The 24,861-nt window shown below is 69.7% G+C and carries 29 protein-coding genes; 7 read left to right on the forward strand and 22 right to left on the reverse strand.

Translation table 11 applies throughout. The features are described 5' to 3' along the window. Positions 1-12: 12 nt before the first annotated feature. Both ACQKQD_RS06405 and ACQKQD_RS06410 read right to left on the reverse strand, forming a co-directional pair. Positions 13-744, reverse strand: coding sequence for a hypothetical protein (locus ACQKQD_RS06405; protein ID WP_427507821.1), 732 nt, complete (start codon positions 742-744; stop codon positions 13-15). A gap of 124 nt (positions 745-868) precedes the next feature. Next, positions 869-1,462 carry an Arc family DNA-binding protein gene (locus tag ACQKQD_RS06410; protein ID WP_427507822.1) on the reverse strand — a complete coding sequence of 198 codons (594 nt, stop codon included), beginning with the start codon at positions 1,460-1,462 and terminating at the stop codon, positions 869-871. Positions 1,463-1,817: 355 nt separating this feature from the next. Here ACQKQD_RS06410 and ACQKQD_RS06415 point away from each other — a divergent pair, with 355 nt between their 5' ends. The 4 genes from ACQKQD_RS06415 to ACQKQD_RS06430 all read left to right on the forward strand — a co-directional run bounded on the left by ACQKQD_RS06415 (position 1,818) and on the right by ACQKQD_RS06430 (position 3,885). Next, positions 1,818-2,495, forward strand: a complete 678-nt coding sequence (locus ACQKQD_RS06415) for a phage antirepressor KilAC domain-containing protein (RefSeq protein WP_427507823.1) — start codon at positions 1,818-1,820, stop codon at positions 2,493-2,495. A 261-nt stretch (positions 2,496-2,756) separates the two neighbouring features. Further along, entirely contained in the window at positions 2,757-3,170 is a 414-nt protein-coding gene (locus ACQKQD_RS06420) for a hypothetical protein (protein ID WP_427507824.1), read from the forward strand. An 85-nt stretch (positions 3,171-3,255) separates the two neighbouring features. After that, positions 3,256-3,531 carry an amino acid transporter protein gene (locus ACQKQD_RS06425; protein ID WP_427507825.1) on the forward strand — a complete coding sequence of 92 codons (276 nt, stop codon included), beginning with the start codon at positions 3,256-3,258 and terminating at the stop codon, positions 3,529-3,531. A gap of 129 nt (positions 3,532-3,660) precedes the next feature. Beyond that, complete coding sequence (locus tag ACQKQD_RS06430; RefSeq protein ID WP_427507826.1) at positions 3,661-3,885, forward strand: hypothetical protein; 225 nt, start codon at positions 3,661-3,663, stop codon at positions 3,883-3,885. Here ACQKQD_RS06430 and ACQKQD_RS06435 read toward each other — a convergent pair. From ACQKQD_RS06435 to ACQKQD_RS06480, 10 genes are all read right to left on the reverse strand, one after another. Continuing rightward, positions 3,849-5,888 carry a hypothetical protein gene (locus ACQKQD_RS06435; protein ID WP_427507827.1) on the reverse strand — a complete coding sequence of 680 codons (2,040 nt, stop codon included), beginning with the start codon at positions 5,886-5,888 and terminating at the stop codon, positions 3,849-3,851. The genes ACQKQD_RS06430 and ACQKQD_RS06435 overlap by 37 nt on opposite strands. Before the next feature lie 3 nt (positions 5,889-5,891). After that, the gene (locus tag ACQKQD_RS06440) at positions 5,892-7,499 is read right to left on the reverse strand and encodes a hypothetical protein (protein WP_427507828.1); all 1,608 of its coding nucleotides are present in this window, start codon (positions 7,497-7,499) and stop codon (positions 5,892-5,894) included. 9 nt (positions 7,500-7,508) lie between these two features. Further along, the gene (locus tag ACQKQD_RS06445) at positions 7,509-8,843 is read right to left on the reverse strand and encodes a hypothetical protein (RefSeq protein ID WP_427507829.1); all 1,335 of its coding nucleotides are present in this window, start codon (positions 8,841-8,843) and stop codon (positions 7,509-7,511) included. A gap of 1 nt (position 8,844) precedes the next feature. Then, positions 8,845-9,267 carry a hypothetical protein gene (locus ACQKQD_RS06450; RefSeq protein ID WP_427507830.1) on the reverse strand — a complete coding sequence of 141 codons (423 nt, stop codon included), beginning with the start codon at positions 9,265-9,267 and terminating at the stop codon, positions 8,845-8,847. Then, the gene (locus ACQKQD_RS06455; RefSeq protein ID WP_427507831.1) at positions 9,267-9,572 is read right to left on the reverse strand and encodes a hypothetical protein; all 306 of its coding nucleotides are present in this window, start codon (positions 9,570-9,572) and stop codon (positions 9,267-9,269) included. The genes ACQKQD_RS06450 and ACQKQD_RS06455 overlap by 1 nt, the downstream gene beginning before the upstream one ends. Next, entirely contained in the window at positions 9,569-11,065 is a 1,497-nt protein-coding gene (locus tag ACQKQD_RS06460; protein WP_427507832.1) for a hypothetical protein, read from the reverse strand. Before ACQKQD_RS06460 ends, ACQKQD_RS06455 begins: the two co-directional genes overlap by 4 nt. A 1-nt stretch (position 11,066) precedes the next feature. Further along, on the reverse strand, positions 11,067-11,720 hold the full coding sequence (locus tag ACQKQD_RS06465) for a phage adaptor protein (protein WP_427507833.1): 654 nt from the start codon (positions 11,718-11,720) through the stop codon (positions 11,067-11,069). A 7-nt stretch (positions 11,721-11,727) separates the two neighbouring features. Continuing rightward, entirely contained in the window at positions 11,728-12,366 is a 639-nt protein-coding gene (locus tag ACQKQD_RS06470; RefSeq protein ID WP_427507834.1) for a hypothetical protein, read from the reverse strand. A 93-nt stretch (positions 12,367-12,459) separates the two neighbouring features. After that, positions 12,460-12,852: a hypothetical protein gene (locus ACQKQD_RS06475; RefSeq protein WP_427507835.1), complete on the reverse strand. Its 393-nt coding sequence runs from the start codon at positions 12,850-12,852 to the stop codon at positions 12,460-12,462. Between the two features lie 94 nt (positions 12,853-12,946). Beyond that, positions 12,947-14,044, reverse strand: a complete 1,098-nt coding sequence (locus ACQKQD_RS06480) for a N4-gp56 family major capsid protein (RefSeq protein ID WP_427507836.1) — start codon at positions 14,042-14,044, stop codon at positions 12,947-12,949. 670 nt (positions 14,045-14,714) lie between these two features. Here ACQKQD_RS06480 and ACQKQD_RS06485 point away from each other — a divergent pair. Both ACQKQD_RS06485 and ACQKQD_RS06490 read left to right on the forward strand, forming a co-directional pair. Further along, positions 14,715-16,406 (forward strand): methyl-accepting chemotaxis protein, encoded by a 1,692-nt coding sequence (locus ACQKQD_RS06485; RefSeq protein WP_427507837.1) that lies wholly within the window; start codon positions 14,715-14,717, stop codon positions 16,404-16,406. A gap of 83 nt (positions 16,407-16,489) precedes the next feature. Continuing rightward, positions 16,490-16,822, forward strand: a complete 333-nt coding sequence (locus ACQKQD_RS06490; protein ID WP_427507838.1) for a hypothetical protein — start codon at positions 16,490-16,492, stop codon at positions 16,820-16,822. 97 nt (positions 16,823-16,919) lie between these two features. Here the strand turns inward: ACQKQD_RS06490 and ACQKQD_RS06495 are convergent, their stop codons facing one another. Genes ACQKQD_RS06495 through ACQKQD_RS06530 form a run of 8 tightly spaced genes read right to left on the reverse strand, consistent with a single transcriptional unit; the run spans position 16,920 to position 22,888 of the window. Next, a complete protein-coding gene (locus ACQKQD_RS06495; RefSeq protein WP_427507839.1) occupies positions 16,920-17,939 on the reverse strand; it encodes a hypothetical protein in 1,020 nt (339 codons plus the stop codon). 60 nt (positions 17,940-17,999) lie between these two features. Further along, positions 18,000-19,958 (reverse strand): portal protein, encoded by a 1,959-nt coding sequence (locus ACQKQD_RS06500; RefSeq protein WP_427507840.1) that lies wholly within the window; start codon positions 19,956-19,958, stop codon positions 18,000-18,002. Next, a complete protein-coding gene (locus ACQKQD_RS06505; RefSeq protein ID WP_427507841.1) occupies positions 19,955-21,277 on the reverse strand; it encodes a PBSX family phage terminase large subunit in 1,323 nt (440 codons plus the stop codon). Before ACQKQD_RS06505 ends, ACQKQD_RS06500 begins: the two co-directional genes overlap by 4 nt. Next, positions 21,267-21,557 (reverse strand): DUF5681 domain-containing protein, encoded by a 291-nt coding sequence (locus tag ACQKQD_RS06510; RefSeq protein ID WP_056525076.1) that lies wholly within the window; start codon positions 21,555-21,557, stop codon positions 21,267-21,269. Before ACQKQD_RS06510 ends, ACQKQD_RS06505 begins: the two co-directional genes overlap by 11 nt. Beyond that, entirely contained in the window at positions 21,554-21,700 is a 147-nt protein-coding gene (locus ACQKQD_RS06515; protein WP_427507842.1) for a hypothetical protein, read from the reverse strand. Before ACQKQD_RS06515 ends, ACQKQD_RS06510 begins: the two co-directional genes overlap by 4 nt. Continuing rightward, positions 21,700-21,897, reverse strand: coding sequence for a hypothetical protein (locus ACQKQD_RS06520; protein WP_427507843.1), 198 nt, complete (start codon positions 21,895-21,897; stop codon positions 21,700-21,702). The genes ACQKQD_RS06515 and ACQKQD_RS06520 overlap by 1 nt, the downstream gene beginning before the upstream one ends. Next, positions 21,888-22,118, reverse strand: coding sequence for a hypothetical protein (locus ACQKQD_RS06525; protein ID WP_427507844.1), 231 nt, complete (start codon positions 22,116-22,118; stop codon positions 21,888-21,890). Before ACQKQD_RS06525 ends, ACQKQD_RS06520 begins: the two co-directional genes overlap by 10 nt. Further along, positions 22,115-22,888 (reverse strand): recombinase family protein, encoded by a 774-nt coding sequence (locus ACQKQD_RS06530; RefSeq protein WP_427507845.1) that lies wholly within the window; start codon positions 22,886-22,888, stop codon positions 22,115-22,117. The genes ACQKQD_RS06525 and ACQKQD_RS06530 overlap by 4 nt, the downstream gene beginning before the upstream one ends. A 249-nt stretch (positions 22,889-23,137) precedes the next feature. Between ACQKQD_RS06530 and ACQKQD_RS06535 the strand changes: the two genes are divergently transcribed. After that, on the forward strand, positions 23,138-23,377 hold the full coding sequence (locus ACQKQD_RS06535; RefSeq protein WP_427507846.1) for a hypothetical protein: 240 nt from the start codon (positions 23,138-23,140) through the stop codon (positions 23,375-23,377). A 3-nt stretch (positions 23,378-23,380) separates the two neighbouring features. On the opposite strand, the gene ACQKQD_RS06540 is transcribed toward ACQKQD_RS06535, so the two are convergent. Both ACQKQD_RS06540 and ACQKQD_RS06545 read right to left on the reverse strand, forming a co-directional pair. Then, positions 23,381-23,623, reverse strand: coding sequence for a hypothetical protein (locus tag ACQKQD_RS06540; RefSeq protein WP_427507847.1), 243 nt, complete (start codon positions 23,621-23,623; stop codon positions 23,381-23,383). 167 nt (positions 23,624-23,790) lie between these two features. Further along, entirely contained in the window at positions 23,791-24,516 is a 726-nt protein-coding gene (locus ACQKQD_RS06545) for a hypothetical protein (RefSeq protein ID WP_427507848.1), read from the reverse strand. Positions 24,517-24,861: the final 345 nt, after the last annotated feature.

A 24,861-nucleotide genomic window follows, 5' to 3' on the forward strand; every position in this document is an offset into this window, starting at 1 on the left:
GCCGTCCTCGGGTTAGCGGGTCGTGGCGCCGGGCAGCAGCGCGAAGAACCGCTGCGCGTCGAAGCCGGGCGCCTGTCGGCGGTGCGGTTGCGGCGGGGCCGGCGCGGGGGCCGGAGCTGCGGCGGCCTGCGCGACCGGCGAAGCGGCCGGCGCGTCGGCGGCGGTGAGGGTCCGCAGGAGCGCCGCGACCTGAAGGCTGCGATCCTGCTCCGGCGCCTGCATCGCGGTGCCGCCGGCGGGCGTGACCGAACCTGCGGTGCCAGAGGCGACCGGTCCGGAAAGGCCGAAGGCGCCGCTGGGCGACGTCGAGCCGGGCGAGAAAGCGCCGCCGAGGAAGGCCGCGGCCTTCGCGCGGTGGCCGGCCATCTGGCTGTTGACCTTGTCGGCGACCGTGCCGGGCGTGCCGCCGTTCGCCGTGTCGCTCCGATCGTACAGGCCGGGCCGGCCGGCGTTCACCGTCGAGTAGAGGTCGAGCATGCCCATGCCGGGCCTGAAGCCGCGGTCGGTCAGGTACCGCTCGACGGCGGGGAGCTGATCCGCGAAGCTCTGATCCTGGCTCGCGCCGTACTGCTGCTGCTCGGTCGGTCCGAACTGGATCAGGCCGATGTGCCGGTTGCCCGACCCGCCCCGGATCGAAGGGCTGAACCCGCTCTCGAACGACATCACGGTCGCCAAGTCGAGCGGGTCCGCGCCGATGCGCTGCGCGCTGGCGATCAGCGCGTCGCGGTCTGCGGCAGTCGGCATGTCGTGGAGTCCTGAAACGACAAAAGCCGCCCTTGCGGAGCGGCTTTCAGGGTCCGGCGCGCAGCGCTGCGGACGTTGGCTTATTCCCGCGGTTCGCCCGTCGGGTCAAGGGGTCAGCATGTGGTCAAGCTGCGCCGGTAACCCGAGCTTGATCGACGTTAGCATATTCGAGCTTGTTAAGATCTACCCTCATAATTCTTTGGTACATATCAAACAATTCTGGCTCTGATTGCGGACTTATGACTTCTCCGCTCCTCGCATCGAATGCATAGTACTTATTATCGAACATTACTATTCCAATATCAATGATATTGTCTCGTTTTGCAGTGTTCTTGATCTGATTTATGGCATTAATTGCCGATTTCTCGCTTCTTTTTACTTCGACAACAACGTTTTTTCGTTCATCCGTCCCATGTCTTTTATATGAAAACATCAAATCTGGATAAAAATCCGATAAAAATTTCTTTTCCATTATGTACTCGACCATTTGGTCGGCGAGTTTCTTGCTCGTTTTTCTGAGTGCCTCTTCGAAATACGCTCTATCCGGGGACGCCTCTATCCCTCCCCGTGCTTCAAGCGTGCTTTCTAAACGCGCCACGATCTCCGCGTTCATGCTCCGCTTGTTCGCCTCGGCTTCGGCCTTAAGGCGGTCGCGCATGCCGTCGGGCATCCGCAGCATGAACTTGTCGGATTCGCGCCCAGTCGCGTCGTTCGCCATGAGTAGATGTCACCGTGACTTTTCGCTTGACCGCGTTAAGTCACCGTGACAGTGTGCGCATGCAGTCACGGTGACTGTGGAGACATAGCATGGAGCAAGAGACCAGGGCTACGTTCCGAATGCCTGACGACGTTCGAGGCTTCCTCGCGTCTGAAGCGAAGCGGAACTGCACCTCCCAGAATGCAGAGTTCATCCGGTCGGTCCGCGAACGGATCGCGCGTATCAAGTCGGCCTCCGAGGGCGTTGCACCGCCCTCGAAGGCCTCACCCGAAGCATAGAGGTCCCCATGTCCCAGGCTGATGAACCCCGTAACACGTACGACCCGATCGCCGCGAGCCTCGGAGGCGCTGTCACGATGTCGACCCTCGACATCGCCGAGCGCACCGGGAAGCGGCACGACAACGTTATGCGTGACGCTCGTGCCATGCTGCTGTCTCTGCATGGCGAGGGAGGTCTCCTCAATTTTGAGGACACCCACCGCAACCCGCAGAATGGGCAGGAGTATCCGATCCTCCGCCTGCCCCAGCGCGAGTGCCTGATCCTCGTCTCCGGCTACAGCGTCGAGCTGCGCGCGCGGATCATCGACCGGTGGCAGGAGCTCGAAGCCGAAGCCAGGAATCCTGCCCGGGCGCTCGCCAACCCCGCCGCGCTCCGGGCGCTTCTGCTCGAGAACGTCGAAAAGGTGATCGCACTCGAAGGCCGCGTCGCCGAGATGGCGCCGCAGGTCGAAGCGCTGGAGCGGATCGCGGTCTCGGACGGCTCGCTCTGCGTCACCGACGCGGCCAAGACGCTGCAGGTCCGACCGAAGGTGCTGTTCGCCTACCTGCGGCAGAACGGGTGGATCTACATGCGGGCTGGCGGCGCTGGCGAGGTCGCCTATCAGGCCCGCCTCGTCGACGGCTCCCTGGAGCACAAGACCACCACGGTGCTCCGCGGGGATGGGTCCGAGAAAACCGTCACCCAGGTTCGCGTGACACCGAAGGGGCTGACGAAGCTGGCGAAGCTCCTCCCCCCGACGGCGGCGGCCGCCTAGCCGATCCGTCGCGGACAGTCACCCAAATTCGCACCCCAAGTTTGGGGTAATTTTCACCCAGACTTTCGCCAACGGAAGCGGCTACGACAGGCGTCACAGAGCAGGTCGGAAATCACGGCCGTCCTCTCGGTACGCTTTTCCGAGATCTCGGAAGCCGTTTCCGACACTTCGGAATCGGACACGCGTAGAGACGAAGCGGCCCGGCAGGAGCACCACCTCCGCGCCGGGCCAGCGCCACCCCAAGATCTGGAGAACCCCACGATGGCATCCGCCAGCGATAGCACACCTGTGCCCTCTCGCCGAGCCTTCCTCGCGCACGCCGCCCTGTCGGGCGTCGCGGCGACCCGGCCGCCGATCTTCACAGTGCCCGAGCCGCCGGATGCGGACCTGATCACGCTCGGTGCCGATCTCACAGCAGCCTGGACGCGGTTCTCGGAGTTGGAGAGCGCTGACGGTGAGGCGCCGGCGGTCGACGCGGCCTATGCAGACGCCAGTGCCGCCGCGAAGGCGATCGCGGCTCTGCGTGCCACCACCCTGGCCGGACTGCTGATCAAGGCCCGAGCCATCGCTTGGTACCACCTCGGCGAGACGTTAGGCGAAGGCTCGCTGGGCGACGAGACGTCGGATGTGCGGCTCGCGCGGACCATCGTGGGCGACTTGCTCGCGATGGCGTGACGGCTGGCGACTCAGCGTGGCCGTGCTACGCAGGTTCGCAGACAGCGGTCGCCGAGAGGCGGCCGTTTCCATGTTCGAGGGACCGATGAGCGACGAAGCCGAGGCGGACAAGAAGCTCATCGCGAACGAGCAATCGAAGCTGACCGCGACCTACGCTAACGGCATTGCCATCGCGGTCTTCGCGGTCGGCGGACTGGCGCCGCTCGTGTCGGCTCTCGCTCCGAAGCACATACCCTACGGCCCGACGCCCGTGATAAGCTCCGTGCCTCCAGGCATCGTCGGAATCACCGTGTTTTGCTGGATCGTCAGCGGTGCCCTACATTGGGCGGCACGGGGCTATCTGAAGGATCTCAGGGCATGACGACCGAGCAGATTTTCTCGCTCCTGCTGGTGCCGATCGGGGGGCTCGTCCTCGGCTTCGGCGCGCTCTGGCTGACCCGCCGCGCTCACTGACGGGTGCTCCGCGGAACACCTGTGCTATGATCGGGCCATGCGCCGCTGGCCCGAAGTGCTCCTCACGCTCGTCCTGTTCGCCGTCGCCATGGCGGTGGTCTCGTGGGTCGTGAACGCGACCGTGCCGGGGTTCATCGACTGGCTGGATGCCCGGATCGGTAGCCTTGCGGTCTGGGCGGGGCTGACCGTGTTTTTCGTCGCAGCCCTGTCCTACGGGATCTACGATCACCGCCGCGCCGGCAGGAAGCCGAAGGGCACGTAGGCCTTCGCCCGATCCGCCTGCGAGACCGTCGCGGCCGTCGTCCCGATCTGCGCGGCGCGCCCGACGCCGCTGGCCATCCGCTCCGCAGCCTGTCGGGCGCCGATCGCCTCCAGCAGGGCCTCGAGCTGCTCGCCCTGACGACGGGTCAGAGCTTCGGCGAGTTCCTTGTTGCGGGCGATGTCGCGCGCTCGGCCGGCGGCGTTGAAGCCGGCCTGCGCGCCCTTGATCCCGAGCTTCGCGGCCTGCGCGGCGAGGCCCGCCTGGACGCCCCCAACCGCCGCGGCGACGGCCGGCACGGCGTCGGACGCGGACGGGCGCACGTCGCGGGGGGCGAGGTCGGCCGCGGCCGCCGTCCGCTGCGCCGTCTGCGAATTCCGTACGATGTTCTGGTGCGTCGCGTCGAACGCAGCCTCGCGGTCGACGGCCGCCGCCATGCCCGCGGTCGGCTCCTCGCCGAACACCGTCCCCATCCGGGCCCGGTTGTAGTCTCCTTCGCCCATCAGCGCCTTCCGGAGCGCCAGCCGGTCATTGAGCTGCGTGCCGACGAGGCGGTCGACCTCGGTGCGCAGGCCAAGACGCTGCGCCTGCTGCACCTCCGGCGTCATGGCGGCGGTGTCGGCGGCGACCTGCGCCGGCCGGGCCGCCTCGCGACCGCCGTTGAGCAGGCGCTGGCCGTTGTCGAAGGCGTCGCGCTGCTGGAAAAAATGCTGCGCCGTCCGGTTCGCTTCGGCGTAGCCAGGGACCTGCGCTTCAAGGGCATCGTTCACGCCGGAGCGCACGGCCGACAGGGCGCGCAACTCGCTCGCGGCGGCCGAGCCCTGCTGCGCCTGGACGTGCGCGATCATCGAGTCCAGCGCTTCCTTCGCGTTGTGCAGCGCCTCGGGCCGGCGGTCCGGCACGACGGCGCGGCCGATGCCCGGCACCTCCTGCTCGGCATGGAGCAGGCCCCACGCCCGGCGGAGTGCCAGCTCGGCGCCACCCTTCTCCTGTGCGCCCATCCGCCCGATGGTCTCCAGAACGCCGGAGGTGTCGACCTGCACGGGCTGGCCGAGCGCGTTCTGGTAGAGCGGCGGCACGGCCTCGCCGTAGGCGCGCCGCCACTCGGCCTGGAAGGCGGCCGGGTCGAGGGTCGGCCCGAGGTGGGTATCGACATCGGCTGCGAGCCGGCCGTTGGCTCCGGACGCGCGCCGAAGGATCGGGTCGACGATCGCCTCTCGGGTATCAGGCAGCACGGCAAGTCCCTGCGCCCGCCCCTCGAATGAGGGAGAGGCATCGAGCAGCATAGCCTCTGGACCGAGCTCGCCCAGGCGTACCCGCACCGCTCCGGTCCCGCCGGCATTCGCGGCATCGGCCGCCAGCTTCTCCATGGCGGTTGCGCCCATGCCCGCAGAGGGTGCCGCGCGCACGCCGATCGCCTCGGCGACCTTCTTCGCACCCGCGCCAACGGCCTGCCCGAGACCGGGCGCGACGGCGCCGAGCGTTCCGCCGATGGCCACGCCCTTCTTGATCTGCGTCAGGTCGCCATCACTGCGAACCGCCGCGTCCGCGCCGCCGAGCGCCATGCCGGTAGCGGCTGAGATGGCGGACCTGCCGAGCAAGCCGCCAGCCCCCGCCCCGAACGCGGCCGGCGCGGCGAGCACCAGCGGCGCGGTGCCGACGATGCCGCCGCCGATCTCGCCCGCGGTCTCGGCGATCGGATGCTCGGCCGCGACCTCGGCGCCGTAGCGCCTCGCCCCGTCGACCTCATCGGAGTAGCGGGAATCGTTTTGGACGGCGCGCACCGCCGCGTCGGCGCGATCGATCCCGGCGAGCGCGTACGGGCCGACGATGGGCAGGCCGTTCACGACGCCGCGGGCGAAGGCGTTGAGCGCGCCGTGCGAGCGGCCACCCTCGGCCGGCGCGGGCGCATCGTCCTCGACGAGCGTCCCTGAGAACCGCGGCCCGGCTGGGGCCGGCGTCGCATCATCCTCGACGAGCGTGCCGCTGAAGCGGGGTCCGGCCATGGGTCAGTTCTTCCGGTAGCGGCGGCCGTCGGCGGGGTCGACATACATCGCCCCCTTCGGCAGAGCATCGAAGTCGGCCTGGGTGCGCGGGGCCGCGAGGCCGGGCGCGGCCGTCGGACCGGACACGCCATCGGACTGCGCTTGCGCCGCCCGGCTCGCCGCCGGGAATAGCGGGTTGTCGTTCGCGAAGCGCGAGACCTGCTCGTCGAAGCCGGCGTCGATCCGGCCGCCGTTGGCCTTGGCATAGTCGCGTGCCATCTGCCCGACCTGCTGCTGGCGCTGCGCCATGGCGCGGTAGATGCCGATGAGCTGCTTGTTGCCCTCAGGCGTCTTCCCGAGGCCCGGGCCGATCTCCACGATGAAGTCGCGGTCCGGGTTCGACACGCCGGCGCCGAGCGAGCCGCCGAGCTGATCGAGCACGACCTGGTTCGACAGGGCGGCGACCGCCTCGGCTCCGGAGGCCGCCTTCGGATCCTTGATGCCCAGCGCGCCGAGGAGCTGGTTCGCGCGCTTCACCTGCTCGCCGCCGAAGCCCGAGTAGAACCCGGGCTGGCCCATCTGCTGCTCCATCAGGGCGAGGGAGTTGAGCTTGGCGCCCGCGTTCCGGTCCGAGGTCATCAAGTCCGAGAATTGCTTGGCGTAGGTCTTCCCGACCTCGGCGTCGTACGCCTTCTCGCCCCCCATGTTGATCGTGGTCCCGGTCGGGTTGACCGGCGAGACCTTGTTCTTGCTGTCGACCTGATAGGCCCCAACCGGCAGCCCGCGGGCGACGCGATCCGCCTCCGAGAGGGGCGAATAGGTGTCGTCCGGCTTGCCGGCGGCCGAACCCTCGGCCTGCGCCTGCGCCTTCGCGCGGATGATGGCGGGATCGTTGTCGCGGCCGTGGTTCGGGTCCCGGAGGATCTTGAGCGCCTCGGTCACGGTCGAGCCATTCGACGCCTGCGCCTGCGCCTCCGCATCCGAGAGGGCGGGGTAGGCCCGCTTCAAGATCGCGGCGTTCCCGGTCAGGGCGCCGGCCTCCTGCCGCGCCTTCTGCGCCTTCAGCCCGTACTCGGCCTGCGCAAGATCGGTGACGGCCTGATCCTTGTTCAGCTTCGAGGCCGCGCCAATGCCGGCGGCGATGCCGGGCCCGAAGCCCTTCGTGCTGAGAAGCCCCTGGCTGATGCCGAGCAGCACGTTGGCGACGCGCGGGTCGCCGAGGCGGCCGAAGATGCTCCCGCCACTGGCCGGCTCCGGCGCAGCGGCGGACGAGGGCGCGACGCTCCCCGTGGTCGTCGGCGCGGGGCCGGCCGGCGTCGGGGCGGGCTCCGCGGGCGCGGACGGGGCGGGCAGACTGCCAAAATTCAGCGGCCGAACCGGGGGGGCGGGCATGGCGCGCGGGGCGGGCGCTTCGGCCCCGGGCTCCGGCTGCGCGGCGACGGCCGGCGGCACGATGGTGCCCGATGTGCCGGAGAAGCCGCCCTGGCCGCCCATCCCGGCCCGGTCAAACAGCAGGCCGTCGACCGGGGACGGGGCGGCCGGCTGCTGCGACCGAGCGAGGCGCGCGAGATCATCCGGCGAGAGGCCGGCGAACTGCGGGAGGGCGCCGAACGGGACGATGCCTGAGGACATGGTGCTCTCCTACCGGAACAGCCCGGACAGCCAGCCCGACGAGCCGGGCGCCTGCCTGTCGAAGGCGCCGGTCATGCTGCCGAGACCGGCGACACCCGCGGCGAGGCCGAGGCCCTGCTGGAGGAGCGACGGTTGCGGGGTGCGCTGAACCGACGTGCCGCTGGACGAGCCGCCCATTCCGGCAATGGGATCCACGATGCCAGCGTAGAGACCCAACTGGCGCCACGGGCTGCTCTGCTGGTCCGCGAACTGCTGCTGAGCGGCGTCGAGCTGCCCCTGCCGGTCGGCGTCGAGGGCGGCGCCGACACCGGCCAGGGTCAGACCGGGCGCCTGCAAATTCTTGATATTCTGGTCGACCATTCCGAGCCCGGCCATCGCCGCGGCCCGGTCGGACTGCGCCGCCGACAGCTTCATGCCGGACTTCTGGAGCTCGTTCTGGATGTTCTGGCCGTCGACACCGGCCAGCGCGGTCGCGCCGCCGAGCGCGGTCGTGTTGGTCGAGTTGTAGAGGCCGGCGCCGGACAGGGCGATGTTGGCGTTGGCCTGCTCGGCGTTGTTGATGCTGCCGTAGAGCCCCTGCTGCAGGCTGGTGCGGGCGTTGCGCGAGCTATCGATCGCCGTGGCCGCCTGCGCCTGCCGGGTGCGCTCGTTGTCGTAATCGGTGTAGCGCGCCTGCGTGGCGATCCCGCCGAGGGTGTCGGCGATCGTCGCCGCGTACCGCCCCGATCCGCTGCGGCCTGCCGCGCCCATCTTCTGCGCGATCGTCGAGGCGGCCTCGCCCTGGCTCCGCCCGATCACCGCATCGAGGTACGGATTCGCCCCGCCCAAGAACTTGCCGTCGGCGGCATCCTGGAGAGACTTCTCCGTCTGCGTCTGGCCCTTCAGGCCGTCGAGCAGGCCCGTGTAGCCCGAGGTCGAGAGGTTGTAGTCCCCGTTCGTGAGCTTGCGCGCGGTCGAGTAGGCGAGGTTGTTCGGGTCCGCCATCTGGTCGGCGAGCGACGAGATGCGCGACGTGTCGATCTTGCCGATGCTGTCGAGGCCCGCGAGCGCGGACTGGATGCCCGAGGTGGTGCCGCCGTTCGACAGCAGGCCGGTCAGGTAGCTGTCGCCGGCCTTGGCCGCGCCCTGGCCCGCGTTGGCGCTGCCGGCGATGGTGTCCAGCGCGGCGAGCGAGGTGTCGCCCAGGCCGGCGTAGCGCGGCCCGGTGTAGACCTGCGAGCCGACGCCCGAGTTGTAGGCGTTCGTCGCGCCCGCGAGCACGCCCTGGAGCGCGGGCTGCGCCGGCGCCCACGGGTCGTTGTTCTGCTGCTGGACCGTGGTCTGGGTCTTGGTGCCGCCGCCCATGTCAGGCCCCGATGCGCTTCGTGAAGTGGTGGCCGAGCTCGCAGGGCGCGGCGGTGTAGTCCGGCAGCACGCGGGCCCAGCCGCGGCGGCCGACGAACTCGACGGTGGTGCAGCCCAGCCGGGCGGCGCCGCGCTCGACAGCGGCGATCACCGCGCCCCACGGGCCGGCCGCGCGGCCCCCGAGGGACAGCACCCAGCAGGACAGGCGCCCGCCGCGGTGCTGGCGGACCTGCGTCACGCCCGCCGCCACGAACCGGTCGCCGTCGAAGATCCCGACGAGCTGCGCCTGCCCGGCCGCGCAGGAGGCGAGCAGGCCGGCCACGGTCAGGTCGCAGCGGGGCAGGGCGCAGGCGGCGGTCAGACATGCCTCGACGCGCTCGGCGAGGTCAGGCGCGAGCGGCATCGACAGGGGCTGGAGGTGCATCAGGCCCGGCGCATCTCGTAGCGGAAGGTCCGGTCCGTCGCCGCGTCGAGGTTGTGCCCGACGGTGAAGCTGCGGCGGTCGGCCGAGATCAGCCACACCGTCGCCTTCGAGGCGGATTCCGTGATCGGCACCCAGCGGGGCAGGGCGCCCGAGCCGCCGTTCTCGCAGGGCACCGTGGTGCGCGAGACGCCGTTGGCGAGCGTGAAGGTGTTGGCCGAGATCGCGTTGGTGGCACCGCGGGCCAGCTCGCCGATCGCCCGGGCGAACAGCGACAGGTCCTTCTCGTTCTGGCCGGGGACGTTCATCGTGCGCCCTCCGAGGTCGCATCCGGCTCAATCGCCGAGACGTAGGACCAGGTCGTGCCGGCCGGGATGCGCACGCGGGCGCGGTGGTACCGGCCCGACGCCCGGGTCGGGGCGATGCGCTCCACCGTCGGCGCCGTCTCCGGCAGCCAGCGAACCGGCGAGGATGCCGCGAGGCTCTCACGCACCCCGATGGCCACGCGCCAGTCGTCGGCATCCGTGTCGAGGCGCGCGCCGCGCAGGAATGAGCGGTTCGGCCGCGCCAGCATCGCGTCCGGCGTCTGCACCGTGGCCTCGAGGGCTGGGCCGTCGAGCAGGGCGAGCCGGTTGTCGGTGGTCATCACCGCCAGCAGCGTCGCGCCGCCCTGGTAGATCGGATCGTCGAGCGAGGGCTGGCCCGGATCGTCGACCGAGCCCTCGATGCTGTCGACCGAGACGTCGGGCGTGGCCGCAGACAGGCCGAAGCGGAGCGGCACGTTGAGGAACGACCAGCGGTCGAGGAGCCAGTCGTACAGCAGCGCCTCGCCCAGCAGCGACGGGTCGGCCGCGTCGGTGCCGGCGAGCCGGTACGCGAACAGGATCCGCTCGCCGGTCGGGTCCCGGAACGCAACCGTCATCCCGACGCGCTCCGGGTCGACCCGGCCGAAGAAGAACCGGTTCACCCGCTCGGCGCCGATCGGCTGCGACGGGCCGCCGCCGATCACCAGGGCGTAGAACCCATCGCGGTCGAGGAAGAAGATGCGCGGCCCGACCTTGGCGATGCACCAGGGCGCCACCGCGCCGCGGTTCTCCTCCAGCACCGAGCAGTCGAAGACGTTGCCGGAGTCGGGGCTCAGCGTCATGCGCCGGATCGCCCGCTCCTGGAAGATCACGCCGTACTCGCCGCCGGCGAACCCGGTCACGGCACCACCGTCGGGCAGGAGCTGCTCGTCGGCCTCGTGCTGGGCCAAGCCGAGGCCCCACTGCTCGATGTCGCCGCTGTCCGACCAGCGCACCGACTGCGGCGTGTCGGGCAGGCCCGCCAGCACGAGGAAGTCGCCGACCACGCCCATGTGCCGGGCCCGGGGCGGGTTGCCGCCGAGGTCCACGAACGGCTGCGACCCGGCCTGCAGGACGTCGATCGTCGCCTTCTGCACCGGGGTGCCGGCCGAGCAGGCGAGCAGGAGGGTGCCGTAGACCGCGAACGACCAGTAGTCCCCCGGGGGCACGCTGTAGGATGTGGTCGGGTTCGTCACCTCGTGCCACGCCTGATCGGTCGTCTTGTAGACGAACAGGCCCTTCGCCGTGCCGGCCACGTAGATCGGGAAGTTGTAGGTCGGCGAGAACACCGCGATGGCGCCGCGGCACTCCGCCGGCAGGGCGAGCGACAGCGGCACCGGCGCCAGGACCGGGCCGTAGCCGTCCGAGCGCGGCACGACGTTCGTGGCGACCGCCGAGACCGAGGCGTCGACGGAGGCCGTGTCGGGCGCGTACGGCGCCAGCTTGATCGGGTTCATGCTATTCGGGCCGCGCCACGGCCTGGGCGGAGGCCTGCAGCTCGGCCGGGCGGCCGGTGCGCTTGGCGACCTTCGCCGTGTCGGCCTTGATCCCGAGCGCATTCAGCACCGAGAGCATCAGGCCGGCGTGCGCCTGCACGGCGGCCGGGTCCTTCTGGAACAGGTAGGCCTCCGCCAGGGCAGCGTAGAGGTAGGCGTCCGGCGCCTTGGCCAGCAGCCAGTTCGAGGGCGCCGCGTCGGTCAGCGGCGGGATCGCGGCATAGTAGGCCAGCGTCACGGCGCCGGGCTTCTCCGGCACCATGCGCACCTTGCCGGCGCGGATCGTGAAGTACTGCGGGTCGCCGCCCGGGCGGTGCCGGAAGCGCGCCTCCGGGCTGTCGGCCTCCGCGAAGGTCGGGCGCGCCGTGCGGCCCGAGCCGGCCCAGGAGACGGCGAGCCACTCGATGAAGTCGGCCGGCAGCGGCATCACGGCGACCGGCGCGGCGGCAGTGCCGAGGCTCACTTCCGCCTCCATCTCGCGCGCGCGCAGGATCGCGTTGAAGTGGCTCTCGGCCAGCGCGATGAAGCCCGGCACCGCGTCCGCGAGGTCGGGGCGGGCGATGTAGTCCAGGACGGCGGCCTTGAGGCTCGCCAGATCGGTGATTGGTGCGGCCACGGCTGCCTCAGAGGTAGTAGGCCTGCACCTGGCCGGTGGAGGCGATGACGTTGGAGCGGCCGCGCAGGGCGTTCAGCTCCTCGGCGACGATCTCGGCCTGATCCCTGGCCATCGCCGGGCTGCGCAGGACGTTGCGGGCGAGGTGCCGCTTCGCCCAGGCCGCGATCAGGCTGGAGGCCTCGTCGGTCCAGGCGTTGGCGTCGTCGAGCGCCGGGGCCGGCAGCCGGACATGCGCCATGAGCCGCACCGTCCAGGCGTCCGACGGCATCGGCCACAGGCGGATGGACCGGTCGAAGTACGAGTAGGCGCATGGCCGCGACTGGTTGGTCGGCTGGTCGCCCTTCTCAATCCAGGCCTCGTCAACGCGCTGGAGCACGGTCGGGCACTCCCCGTCGAGCATCACGGCGCTGTCGATCGCCATCAGGTCGGGGATGCCGTTGGCGTCGCCGGACGCGTAGACGTCGGCGCCCGCCATGGTCTGGAAGGTCACGAAGCCTTCGTTGAAGAAGAACCGATCCGGCTGGTAGAACCGGATCGCCCGGTCAACGGCGGTCGCGATCTGCGGGCCGAGGTCCGCGCGCTCGATGTCGTCCGCGATCTCCGCGTACAGATCGGCGAGCGTCGGCCGCCCGTCCTGTGTCGGCATCGGGCACCGTCTCCGTCTTCGAGGGCGACGGCGGGGCGCTGGGCTCCGCCGCCAGGACCGCCGCGCCGAGGTGCAGCAGCATCCACGCCGACATCAGCCGTCGTTGTCCGGCGCGTAGTGCAGGACGAGGGTGGCCACGCCCGCGGCCGGGGCGCCGGCGATGGTGCCGTACACCGGGGTATCGGCGGCGAGGCGGCCCTTGAGGGTCGCGGTATCGACGCGCTTCACGCCCGCCGCGGTGACGGCGGTGTCGGCCGCGGCGGCGAGGTCGTTGCCGCCGGCGGACGTGCCGAGCGTCAGGGAGGCGCCGGCCGTGAAGGCGGTCTCCACCAGCACGAGCAGCGAGGTGATGAGCGCACCGGCCGGCAGCGAGGCCGGCATGACGAAGGCGCCGTTGGCGAAGTTCACGGTCTTGCGGATCGTGTGCGAGACCTGCTCGCGCAGCTCGCGCGCGGGCGGCTGCACCGGGGTGACGTTGGTGGGCACGGTGGCCTCCGGGTTCGGGACAGGCAGAGAGGAGCGGCGGACCGGAGCGCGAGGCCCCGGCCCGGGTCAGCCGTCAGGCTGGAGCGTCGGCCGATCAGGCGTCGACGGGCTTGGCGTAGGTCGGGATGACGATCGTGCCGAAGTCGTCGCCGTTGAAGGTCGTCTTCTTCAGGCCCCAGATCGCCCAGGCCGAGACCTCGAGGTTCCGCTTGTGGTCGAGCAGCTCCTCGTTCCAGCGGTACCGGGTGTCGCCGCCGGCCTTGCCGTAGGCGATGGTCGCCGCCTGGGCGCCGAGCAGCACCGCGCGCCGGGTGAGCGGCACCGCGGACATGCCGTCGGGCGAGACGCCCGCCGTGACGTCCTGCGCCTCGCGGAGCACGACGCCGTTGTACTCGCCGAGCGCGCCCGAGAAGATCGGGCTCTTGCTCGACTGCATGCCGGCCATCGCGGCCTTCTGGATGTCGAGCCACTGGCCGGCGCCGGTGTTGGTGCGCAGCGACGTGACCTGCTCGGAGGCGAGGTACAGCACGTAGAGCTTGCGCCCGCCGACCACGACCGGCCGGATCATGACCTTGCGGTTCTTGCCGCCGGTCTTGGCCAGCTCGACTGCCTTGTCGATCAGGTCGAGGGTGAAGCCGTCCGCGTTGGTCAGCGCGCCGTCGTCGGCCCGGCCGTTCGGGCGGAAGATGCGGCCCGCCGTCGCCGCGGTGACGACGTTGTTGGCGGTGAACTTCTTGGCGCCGTTGAGCTGGTTGGCCGGGGTGAAGCCGCAGACGTGGTTGAAGAAGCAGACCGTGCGGCGGGTCTGGAACCAGTCGGCGATGCCGGCGCGGGCGGTCTCGCGCAGGTTGAACGGCACGCGCTGCTGGTCGATCGTGTTCTCCGACTTCACGCCGACGACCTCGCCGAGCTCGTCGATGGTGACCTTGTCGGAGTTGACGCCGATCTGCTCGCCGTTGCCCTCGGCGACGTCGGACGAGGAGAAGCCCGGGCCGCGAAGCTGCATGCGCAGGCCGAAGGTGACCTGGTCGCCGTTGCCCTTCTTGGTCTCGGTCTTCTCCTGGATCACGGCGTCGTCGCCAATGCCGATCAGGGGATCGATGTCGATGGACTTGTTGGCTTCGGCCGCGAGCTTCTTGCTCCACAGCTTGACGGCCATCGGGTCGTTCTGCCCGAACGCGGTGTAGGACATGGGGTGCCTCTGAAGGCTGGATTCCGTGGGGGAGGGTTCGTGCGGGCCGTGCGTCGGCGCGCGGACGGAAGCCGGGCCCCAGAGTGACCGTTGGGGACGGGGTCGGACGGGCGCCGTGCGTGGCGCGGACGAAGGCACTGACGCGGCCGGGCGGATCCTATGCGGGGATCAGACGAACGACCGGACACGTGCGAGCGCCCCGCTGGTGACAGCAGGGTGCAGCACGGGGCCGGACGGAACTCGGGGAGTCGCGGAGACGGGGCAGGGCCCGCACGTCTCGCGACGGATAGTCCTTTGACCGGGTTCGCCCGTCGGGTCAATTGGAAAATCGAGCCGAGCTTGGTGTGGCGCTTACCTGTTCGGCCACTTCAGCAACGCAGATAGGGCCCTCGCATAGGAAGCTGCCTTGCCGCAGTGAATTTCCAAGCCCGATCCAACCCTGGTAGGCCTGACCTGTTGCGTAGGGCGGCGCCGGATGAGTGCGCCAATATGCTCAAAATCTTGCGAATATAAATAGTAGCTGCCAGAAGAAATCGTCTGTCTAAGGGCAATACTCTAACGCCCGATTTAATATTTTGACGAAATAAAATTCGCCACAACTTTTCCCTTAAGGGTAATTTAGGCGTCGACCTTCAAGAAGGACCGGGTTAACAGGATTTCCGGTGCCGCTATGCTGCGTAGTTCAAAAATTCTAGTCAAGGCAGCAGTTCCGCTCCTTATCATGGCAGCAGTGGCAGCGGGGTTGGTGTTTTATGCCATAAGCGGGCTCAATCAGCTCGCCGGCCAGACGCGCCAGATCGTCGATCTACAGGCTGTTCGCCTCGAACGCATCCTGGCAATCCAGGTCAACACCAACGACGCGGCTGTCCTGGCGCGCAATCTCATCCTGGAGACCCGTGATGGGGAGATGGCTGGCTACAAAGCCCGCTACGACGCGACTGTTAAGGCCTCGCTCGATGCTGTGAACACCCTGATCGCGATGGCCGATACGCCTGAACGGCAAGCCACCAATCAGACGCTGCAGGGTATCCTCAAGGACTTCTACGATGCCTTGGACAAGTCAAACGCCCTCGGCCTTAAAAATAACAATGACGCCGCCGCGAAAGTCCTTCTGACCGAAGCCTCTACAGCGCGCACGAAGATGCGGACGTTCGTTCAAGGTCGCGTTGAACGGCTGAATGCCGAGCTGCGCCAAGCCCGCGACGATGCCGATCAGGCCGTGACCACAGCTAAGACCGTGCTGGTTGGCGCCTCCGTCGCGGGCCTGATCGGCGCGATGGCGCTCTCGGCACTGATCGTGATCTTCGGCATCACCCGCCCGCTGGGCAGCTTGGTGGGTGTGCTGCAGCGGATGGCCCGCGGCGAGGTCGACGCTGAGATCCAGGAGGCCGCACGTGGCGACGAGATCGGCGCCGTCGGTCAGGCGGTCGAGGGCATCAAGGCCATGGTCGCCCGCAAGGCCGCCGAGGAGGCAGAGGTCAAGCGCCGCGCCGACGCGGCCGCCGCCGCCGAGCGCAAGCGCACCATGATCGAACTCGCCGACGGCTTCGAGCGCGCGGTCGGCGGCATCGTCGGCCTGGTCTCGTCCTCGGCCACCGAGCTCCAGGCCACCGCCCAGCAGATGACCGCCACCGCCCAGGAAACGGCGAGCCAGTCCACCACCGTCGCGGCCGCCGCCGAGGAGGCCTCGACCAACGTCAACACGGTCGCGGCCGCCGCCGAGGAGCTCGGCTCGTCGGTGCAGGAGATCGGCCGGCAGGTTCAGGGCTCGGCCAGCCTTGCCCAGGCCGCGGTGGGCGAGGCCGACCAGACCGTGCACCTCGTCCAGGCGCTGAGCCAGAACGCGGCGCGGATCGGCGACATGGTCGGGATGATCTCGGGTATCGCGGGCCAGACCAACCTGCTGGCGCTCAATGCCACCATCGAGGCGGCACGCGCCGGTGAGGCCGGTCGTGGATTCGCCGTTGTTGCCGCCGAGGTGAAGGCCCTGGCCGAGCAGACCGCTAAGGCCACCGCGGAGATCTCAGCCCAGATCACGCAGATCCAGGGCTCTACCGGTCAGGCGGTCACGTCGATCGCTGGCATCACCGGGCGGATCCGCGAGATCGACAACGTGGCCACCTCGATCGCGGCGGCGGTGGAGCAGCAGGGCGCGGCGACTCAGGAGATCGTGCGCAACGTGGCGCAGGCCTCGGCGGGCACCAACGAGGTGACGGGCAACATCGCCGGCGTGGCGCAGGCCTCGGAGGAGACGGGCGCGGCGGCCAGCCAGGTCCTGTCGGCAGCCTCGGAACTGTCGCGGCAGTCCGAGCATCTCGGCGCCGAGGTCGCACGCTTCCTCGCAACCGTCCGCGCCGCCTGATCCGGCGACGCCAGATTTCGCCCGCGCATCAGCGTTCGATCGAGATTTAGGCAAGCCCGCGGGCAAGCCTACATGGAGCCAAAATGCCTGATAACGATCTGACGGATGCGCGAGCAGAAATCGTTATGCTTCGCGCCCGCATCACGGCTCTCGAGACTGCGGTAAAAGCGCTCCTCGCGGTGCCGTGCCCTAGGGAAGTCGACGACGCGATCTCCGAGATGTTCGAGATTGAGCTCTTAGGACTGTATGGCGAACGTGGCGATCAGAAAAACGACGTCACTCCTCTGAAGGCAACTGAACGCGCGCACCTGCACACGAAGATCATCGATGCCACGTGGAAGCTTGACCGGTCCCGCGTGAACGGGCCATCGGACGGTTGGCAAAGGTTCGTGGCACGCCAGGAAGAGGGCCATTAGGAGCCGGCGGCCTGCCGAAAGCGCCTCCATCGTGGCCTCGAAGGGGACGCCCAACGACAGGGCCAATGGTTGCGGTCACTGAAAGTGGCCGGCTCGGTCAACCGCCCATCAGAGCGCGGATGCGAGCCGGGTTCGAGGCGAGCAGCTTCTCGAAGTCCGCCTCGGACATGCTGGACAGCGTCTCGATCGTGATCTCGCCGGCCGGCTGGCCACCGGCGGCCGAGAGCGAGCGGCCCGGGCCCGCCTGACCCGCGGCGGCGCGCGCGGCCTTGTCGGCGGCGGTCTCCGCCGGCGCGGCGGTCGGGGCCGGGGCGGCCTCCGGCGCCTTCGGGGCGAACCCTCGGCTCTTGGCGAGCGCCGCGATCATGGCGGCCGGAGACTGGCCACGCTGGCGGGCCGTCTGGGCGAGGTTGAACTCCTCCTCGCGCACCGCCTCGATCGCGTCCTTCCGGTCCATGCCGAACAGCGTCAGCTCGGCCACCCGGCCGGCGAACAGGTGCTCGTAGGCATCCGCGACCGACGCATCGGCCTGGATCGCCGTGCGGAGGTCCTGCTGGTAGAACCCGATCACCTCGTTCCGCGCGGCTTCGGCCTGGCGGGTCTCCTCGGCCTTCTTCTGGCTCTCGGTGAGCTGCGTCTGGCCGGTGCGCAGCGCTTCGATCTGCTGCTCCAGGTGCTTCGCGTACCCGAAGATATCCTCGGCCGGATCCGGCACTTTCACCGGCTCGGGCGCGGCTACCGGCTGAGCGGCGGTGGGGCGCTGCATTGCTTCGGACAGGATGCGCAGGCGCTCGTCGCCGCGGGCGAACCGCTCGCGCAGCTCGTCGCGCTCCTTCTCGACCGCCTTCCGACGCTCCCGCTCCTCGTGCAGGGCACCGTGCGGGACGAACTTGCCCTTTTCGTCGCGCGGCTGCGCCTCAGGAGCGGCCTCGGGCTCGGCGGTCTCGGGACCAGCCGCGGACGGCTCGGCAGCGGCCGGGGCGGGCTCGGCTGCGGGCGGCGTCAGACCATCGGAGGCGGGGGCTTCCTCGCCGCGCTCATAGGCCTCGAAGGCAGCCTGCTCCTCGGGCGTGAAGGCGTCGTCGCCGCCGCCGATGGCGAGGTCGTTGTCGGTCATGTGGTCCTCGTGACGTGAAGGGGACGAAAGCCGGTGTGCGCCGCCGGCGGGCGTAAGGGGTCAGGCGGCGGCTTCCGCGGCCTGGGCTGCGGCCTCGGGCGCGGTGAGCAGCTGGGCGAGCTGCACGGCTGCGGAGGCGTGATCCTGGTGGGTGAGCGCCTGCTCACGGCCGGCCTTGGCGTTCTTCAGGTTCGCGCCGGCCGTCATGTCCTGGATCTTGGCGACCGCCGACTGCACGGCGAGCGCCTTCTGCTGCTCCTGCTCGGGCGTGTCGGCCGTCTGAGCGAGCAGGTCGCGCATCTTGGCCACGAACGAGGCCGGGAACGGCGAGTAGGGCAGGATCTCGAGCAGGACCTGCGGCGTGATCATGTCCTTGATGATCGGCAGGACCGAGGTGAAGGTCTGCCACACGATCTGCTGCTGGTTCGGCGAGGCCGGCGCGTCGTCGATCACCACGTCGAAGTCGCCCATGGTCCGGTCGCGGATGAGCGGCACGACCTTGGCGCCCTCGTCGCCCACGATCCGGATCAGGCGGCCGTCCGAGAGGTACGTCTGGATGAAGAACAGGCGCACCCGGCCGATGTGCTTCCGGGCCCGGCGCAGGGAGTCGAACAGCGTCGCCAGGATCGTCATGGCGGCCTGCTTGCGCTGGTACTCCAGCACGCCGGCCTGGTCGTTCTGCTTCTGGCCGAGCAGCTCCAGGTTCACGCCCGACGTGTCGCGGATGGAGCCGATCGCGAACTCCATGAGCTGCCAGTGGCCCGACGGCAGGACCGGGAGCGGCTTCTCCTTCATGCGCGCCGACATCAGCGCGCCGTCGTTCACCCAGGAGATCGCGCCGGGTTTGGCGATGCTGGCCTCGAAGGCGCGCTGGTCGGGGACCGCGCCCTTCTCCATGATCCAGCCGCCCTTGGACTGGCGGTTGAGCATGTCGAGGGTCTGGGACAGCCACTTGTTGGCGAAGCGCTGCGGGTCGCGCATCGGGCGGACGATGCCGAACCAGGTGCCCTTGTTGTGGTCGCGGTCGCCGGTCAGGCAGGCGTAGGAGAACTGGTCGCCGGCCGGGGCCGGGCCCTCCTCCAACACCACCGCGCCGAGGAAGGCGCGGCGGTAGACCCGCTTGAACCGGTGGAACACCTGCACCGGCATGCCGACCATCTCGGCGCGGCGGGTGAGGACGGCGGCCTGCTCCGGCGGCATCTCCTGCGGCTCGCCGGTCGTGGGCTCGATCACCACGGCGACGCGGGCGCGCTCCCACCACTGGCACTCGACGATCGTCACGCGCGAGGACGAGGCGTCGGCATCCTGGCCCGGCCGGTCGATGCGGCGCTCGCCGGGCTGGATCTCGCGGTGCTCGCCGTCGCCGTCACGATCCTCGGCCCAGGCGGCATCGAGGAGCGCGGGGTCGACCTCGGGGAACAGCGCCTCGGCCTCGGCCCGGTCCATCGTCTTCGCGCGGAACAGGCGCCGGGCATCGGCGAGGTTCCGCTTCCGCGCGGCGGCGTCCCAGATCATCTCCAGCGCGTTGACCCGGTCCTCGACGTAGGCGCCGTCCGGGTTGGTCTCATAGTCGAGACGCATCTCGACCCAGCCCATGCCGCAGATCGCGCAGTCGACGAACGCGTCGGATTCCTCGTCCTCCGCCTCGGCCTCGTCCGCGAGGTAGCGCGACGCCTCCGTCAGGAGCTCGTTCTTGGCCGCGTCGCCGATCTCGCGGGGCAGGTACTGGATGTCCTGCCGGCTGTTCACCTCGGAGCCGGCCACCGCCTTGATGACGGGCAGGATCCGGTTGAACGTCACGGGCGGCCGGCCCTGCTGGCGCAGCACGGCCTCGTCCTCGGTGCTCCACTGGCGCCCGGCCACGAAGTCGAAGTCCTCGCGCGCATCCTCGCGCCACTTCGCGGAGGCCTCCCGGTCGGTGCGGTACCAGCCCCGCAGACGGCGCAGCAGCGCCTCGCGGTCGAGCCCAGCCTGATCCACCGCCTCGCCGTCGAGGGCGGGCGCGTCGGTATCCGTCATGCCGCCCAACCTGATCCTGATGTGCTGTCGTCCGCCTCACGGCGGCGTCGACGCGCGTAGACGTCGTTCGGACCATCCGCCGGCGGATCGTCCTCACGGGGCTCGGCGATGCCGATGGCGAAGTATCGGAAGGCGTCGGCCGCGTGGCTCGCCCAGTCGTGCAGAGGGGCCTTGGAGAAGGCCTGCGTCTTCTCGTCGACGTCGTACCGGTAGTTCCGGAGCGCATGGAGCCCGTCGGCGCAGGCCTCCTCGTCGAACCAGCACCGCGCGAAGATCTTGCGGGCCGCATCGATGCCGGCGGCCACTGTCAGGCGCGGCGTGATCCGGACGCGGTGCCCGGCCGCCCACATCTGCTGCTCGATCGTGCGCTCGGAGGCGAGCAGCTCGTTTCGGGCATCGTGCGGGAGCCAGTGCTCGCCGTAGACGTAGCCCTTCCCGCCCTGCTCGACCGGGAGCGCCCGCTCCTTCAGCACCTCGAGGTAGTGGCCGAGCGCGTGGCCGCGGTTCTCGTAGAAGTCGATCAGCCGGAACTCGAACCCGACGATCTGGGCGAACCAGATGCTGGTCTTGTCGGCCCGGCCCAGGTCCCAGAACGTATGAACCGGCTTCGTCGGATCGTACGGGACCTTCGTGAACCGCTTGGCGGTCGTCGCCGCCAGGATCTCGTTCGCGTAGATCGCGCCGTCGAGCACCGCCTTGCAGTTGCCGCCCCAGACCGTCTCGTAGGCGACCGGGTCCCGCGCCTTCAGGTCCAACGCCTCCTGCCGGAGCACGTCGGGGAACCACGGATTGTCCTCCCAGCCGATTTTCACGACGCGCGCGCCGGTCGGCGGCTTCGCCACGAAGCGCTTATAGGTCTCGTCCTCCGCCAGCTCCGTGTTGAAGCTGATCCAGATCTCCGAGCCTTCCTTGCGGATGGTCGGGATCAGCACGTCCCAGGACGTCTTCGAGACCGTGCGGGCCTCCTCGACCCAGCAGATGTCGACGCCCTCGGTCGACTTCACCGAGGCGACGTTGTGCCGGAGTCCCTTGAAGATGAACTCGGTCCCGTTCCGGCCGAGGATCCGCTTCTCTTGGACCTCGTACAGGCCATCGAGCCCGAGGAGGTCGATCTGTTGCGCGAACAGCGCGTGCGCGGATTCCGCGATGCTGTTCTGGAACTCGCGCGCGCACAGCACCCGGAGCGGCCGCTGCGCCCCCATGATGAGGAGCGCCCGGCCGAAGCCCCAGGACTTCGCCCCGCCGCGACCGCCATACGCGACCTTGTAACGGGCCGGCTCGAACAGGAAGGCGAGCTTCTCCGGGAACTCAACCTGCATCGGGCGGCTGCCCGGGCCGGATGAAGGTGACCGTCATGCCGGTCGGGATCGCGCCGCCCTCACCATCGCCGTCGATGGGCTGGGTCGGCTTGCCGTAGCCGCGATCGAGGATGGCGTTGGCGGCCGCGACGCGGGCCGCCTCGCTCTCACCCGCGGTCGCGATCTCGACGAGGACCTGCAGCGCGGTCTCGGTATGCGCGCGGGCGAGGTCGCGCACCTTGGCCGACGCTTTCGGGCGGCCGCCAGGGTTGCCGGACTGGCCGGGCTGGAACTGGCTCATGGGCCTGTATCGCGCCTGATCTCAGGTCCGCCGCCGCAAGACGCGGCCTGCGCCGGGCGGTCGAACACCCACACCCAGGCCCAGCCGGCGACGAGCACCAGGAGGATGCCGGCGAGGTGCCGGAAGCCGACGATCTCGCGCATCAGCGGTGCACCTTCACCGGGATGCCTAGCAGACGCTCCGCATCCGCGCGCGGCAGCTTGGCGATCGGGCCGTTCGGCGCGCCGAGGTTCGCGGCACCGACGGACAGCTCGTGCTCGCCGCGATGGACGCGGGCCGGCGCGGGCCTGGCCGGGCGCGTGCCGAGCAGCCAACGGAGAACGATGCGCTTCAGCAGCATGGCCGGGCGTTCCTCATCGCCATGGAGCGGCGGACCTCGAACTCGCCGGCCTTGGCCTCGTCGTACGGGGTCTCGGCCGGGAGCCGGATCCGCGCCGGGATCAGGCCCTTGGCGCGAAGGTGGTCGCCGTAGGCCTGGGCCGCCGGGTCGCGCTGGAGGCGCTGCGCATGGCGATGCGCCCGGTCCGCGTCGGCCGGGGTGAAGTCGGGGCGTGCGGTCAAAGGATGATCGCCTCATGGGCGCCGGGCTGGAGCACGTGCTGCTCGGCGCCGGTCCAGGTGAACAGGTACTCGACCGCCCCGCGGTACTTCGGGTTGTCGAGGACGTAGCCGACCGTGTCGTGCCGCCACCGGCGGCCGGTCGGGGAAGGGATGCCGTCGCGGTTCAGCCTCTCGGCGATCGCCTGGAGGGTCGCCCGCGGGCGCTTGCCGCGGCCACGCTCCCGGAAGATGCGCCGGACGATCGCCGCCTGCTCCGGAACGATGACAAGGCCGCCGGCTCGGTCGGTCGCGTAGCCGTAGGGGACCCGGCCCCCAGCGAAGCCGCCCCGGCCGGCCTTGGCGAGCTTCCCGCCTGCGGTCCGGTCCCGGATCGTGAAGCGCTCCGATTCCGCCATCCCGGCGAGGATGGCGAACACGGTGCGCCCCATCGGCGTCGCCGTGTCGATCGGCTCGGTGACGGACCGGATGCCGACCTCGTGCGTCTCGGCGAGATCCGCCACCGTGGTCACCGCGTACCGGATCTCGCGGGCGAGCCGGTCGAACCGGTAGACCAGCAGCACCGAGAACTTCCCGTCGGCCGCGAGCTGCAGGACCTCGCCGAAGCCGGCGCGATCGGCGGGCCGGGTCGCTCCGGACACGCCCGCATCGGTGATGACCGCGACGAGCTCGTAGGCCTGGCTCTCGGCGAAGGCGCGGAGGGCTCGCTCCTGCGTCTCTAGCCCGAAACCGTGAGCGGCCTGCTCATCGGTGGAGACCCGGAGGTAGGCCACCGCTCGGGTGGCCAGAACCGCCTTCGCGGCCTCTTGGGTTTTTATTCTGCCCCGAGCGCGAGCGGTTCGCCGCGACCCTGAAATCGCGGGTAAGTCACTCATATTGCTTCGTTATTTACGCTGTCGGGGCGGTTCTTGCGGAAATGTCTTGGTAATTCCGCATCGGGGCATCGGATCGGCCCCTCGATTGGTGAAGACGCCGCACCCGTGACGCAGGTCGGGGGACGTTACCTCCCGAAGAGGAACACCATGACCTTGCTGCGCACCCTGACGCTCGCCGTCGCGATCATCGCTCCGACAGCCGCCGGAGCCGAACCGATCGGGGCTTCAGTGATGCTCGTCCGGAATACGACCACGCTTGGTCAGACCAAGCCGCCCCGCCGCCCGGACGACATGACCTTTCGAGGAGCGGCGGCCGGCCGAGCGAAGAACGATGCGGTCGGTGACAGGCTCAGCCGCGGCATCTGCATTGGGTGCAGCCCGAAGTGAGGATCAGGCCGCCCGTTGACGCCGGGCCACTGTGAACGGCTTGCCCTTCGTGCTCTGCCCGGAGGCGCCGAACGTGCGCTTCTCGACGGTGCCGATGAGAGGCCGAAGCTGGTGGATCAGCGACCGGATGCGCCGGCAGTGATGGTCCCGCGCGGCGAGGTCGACGTCCTGGCGCCCGGTCGCGCGGAGGCGGCAGAGCGCGAGGCTCTCCTCCTCGATCGCGGTGACGATAGCGTGGGCGCTCATCGGGGACCGATCATGGCATGGAACACCGCCAGCGTCTGCCGGGGCAACGCCTAAGCTGTTGAGCGGGTTCGTTGAAGCTGGGCCCGGACATGCGAACGCCCGGCAGCCATTGGGCTCCGGGCGTGCGTCTCGCGACTAGATTTCTCTGGCTGTTCGCCCGTCGGGTGTCAAGCCGCGGGGGCCTCGACCACCTCGTCCCGAGCCCGCGCCGCCGCGATCCGGGCTGGCACGCTCTCCGCGTCCGAGAGGTAGACATCGTCCGGCGTCGGCCGCCCCGCGCCCCGGGCGGTGTGTTGGGCCGCGGTCAGGCCCTCCAGGAGGAAGCGGAAGTGCGCCGCGACCTGGGCCGTGCCCTTCTCGCTGCCCTTGCCCCGGGCCGCCGCGTAGGTCCGGAAGGTCCACCCCTCGGTCAGGATGGCGCGGAGGAATCGGGCGCCGACCGAGCCGACGGCGCGCTCGAGGCGGGCGGTGAACTTCCGGACGCGCTCGGCATCCTCGACGCTGTAGATGATGGCCAGCTCGTGGGCGATCGTCTGGTCGCGTGATCCGGAGATGTCCCAGCCGCCGGAGCCGAGCCGGGCGCCGGAGCCGCGCTCGTAGACGGCCTGGATCAGCCGGCCGACGAAGAGCTGCGCGTCGGTGATGTCGCCGCGGGCGCGCTCGGCGGCCAGCACGTCGACCTGGCGGTTGACGGTGGCCGGGATGAAGGTGCCCAACTCATAGGGGCATGGGACCGACGCGGCTCCAGGCTGGATCTCGCGATCGCGCGCGGTGATCGGCTGAGCCGCGGCCGCCCGCCGGCGAGCGCCGGCCGAGCGCTTCTCGATGCGCACGTGAGTGTGGTTGGCCGGCGAGCCGGCGAGGCTGATAGTCTTGGTCCTGGACGCTGCCACGATGAGCCCCTGTGCTGCCCGGCCTTCCGCCGATCCGTGACAGCTCCAGTCGGCAGCTACCGAGGTCATAGTCAAGCGCAATTCAAGAACGCGCCGCCTCGCCGTCATATACCGTAGCCAAAACTCGACGCACGGTACCTTAACAAGGTGCTGCTTACGACCAGCGGCCGCCCTATCGATAGCATCGGCGCTTCCTGCAAATGGCCATTCGTCAGCCATAGCGCAGCATTGGCTTGGGGTGGGGTCCAAATTTTGGCCTTCCAATCTGATACGGAGCTTCCGCCCGTAACAAATCCCATGCGTGTTGAAGGCTAAGACGGAGCATCCGCCCTACGAGATACAGGT

It is taken from the genome of Methylobacterium sp. NPDC080182, from assembly GCF_050281105.1.
Taxonomy (GTDB): domain Bacteria; phylum Pseudomonadota; class Alphaproteobacteria; order Rhizobiales; family Beijerinckiaceae; genus Methylobacterium.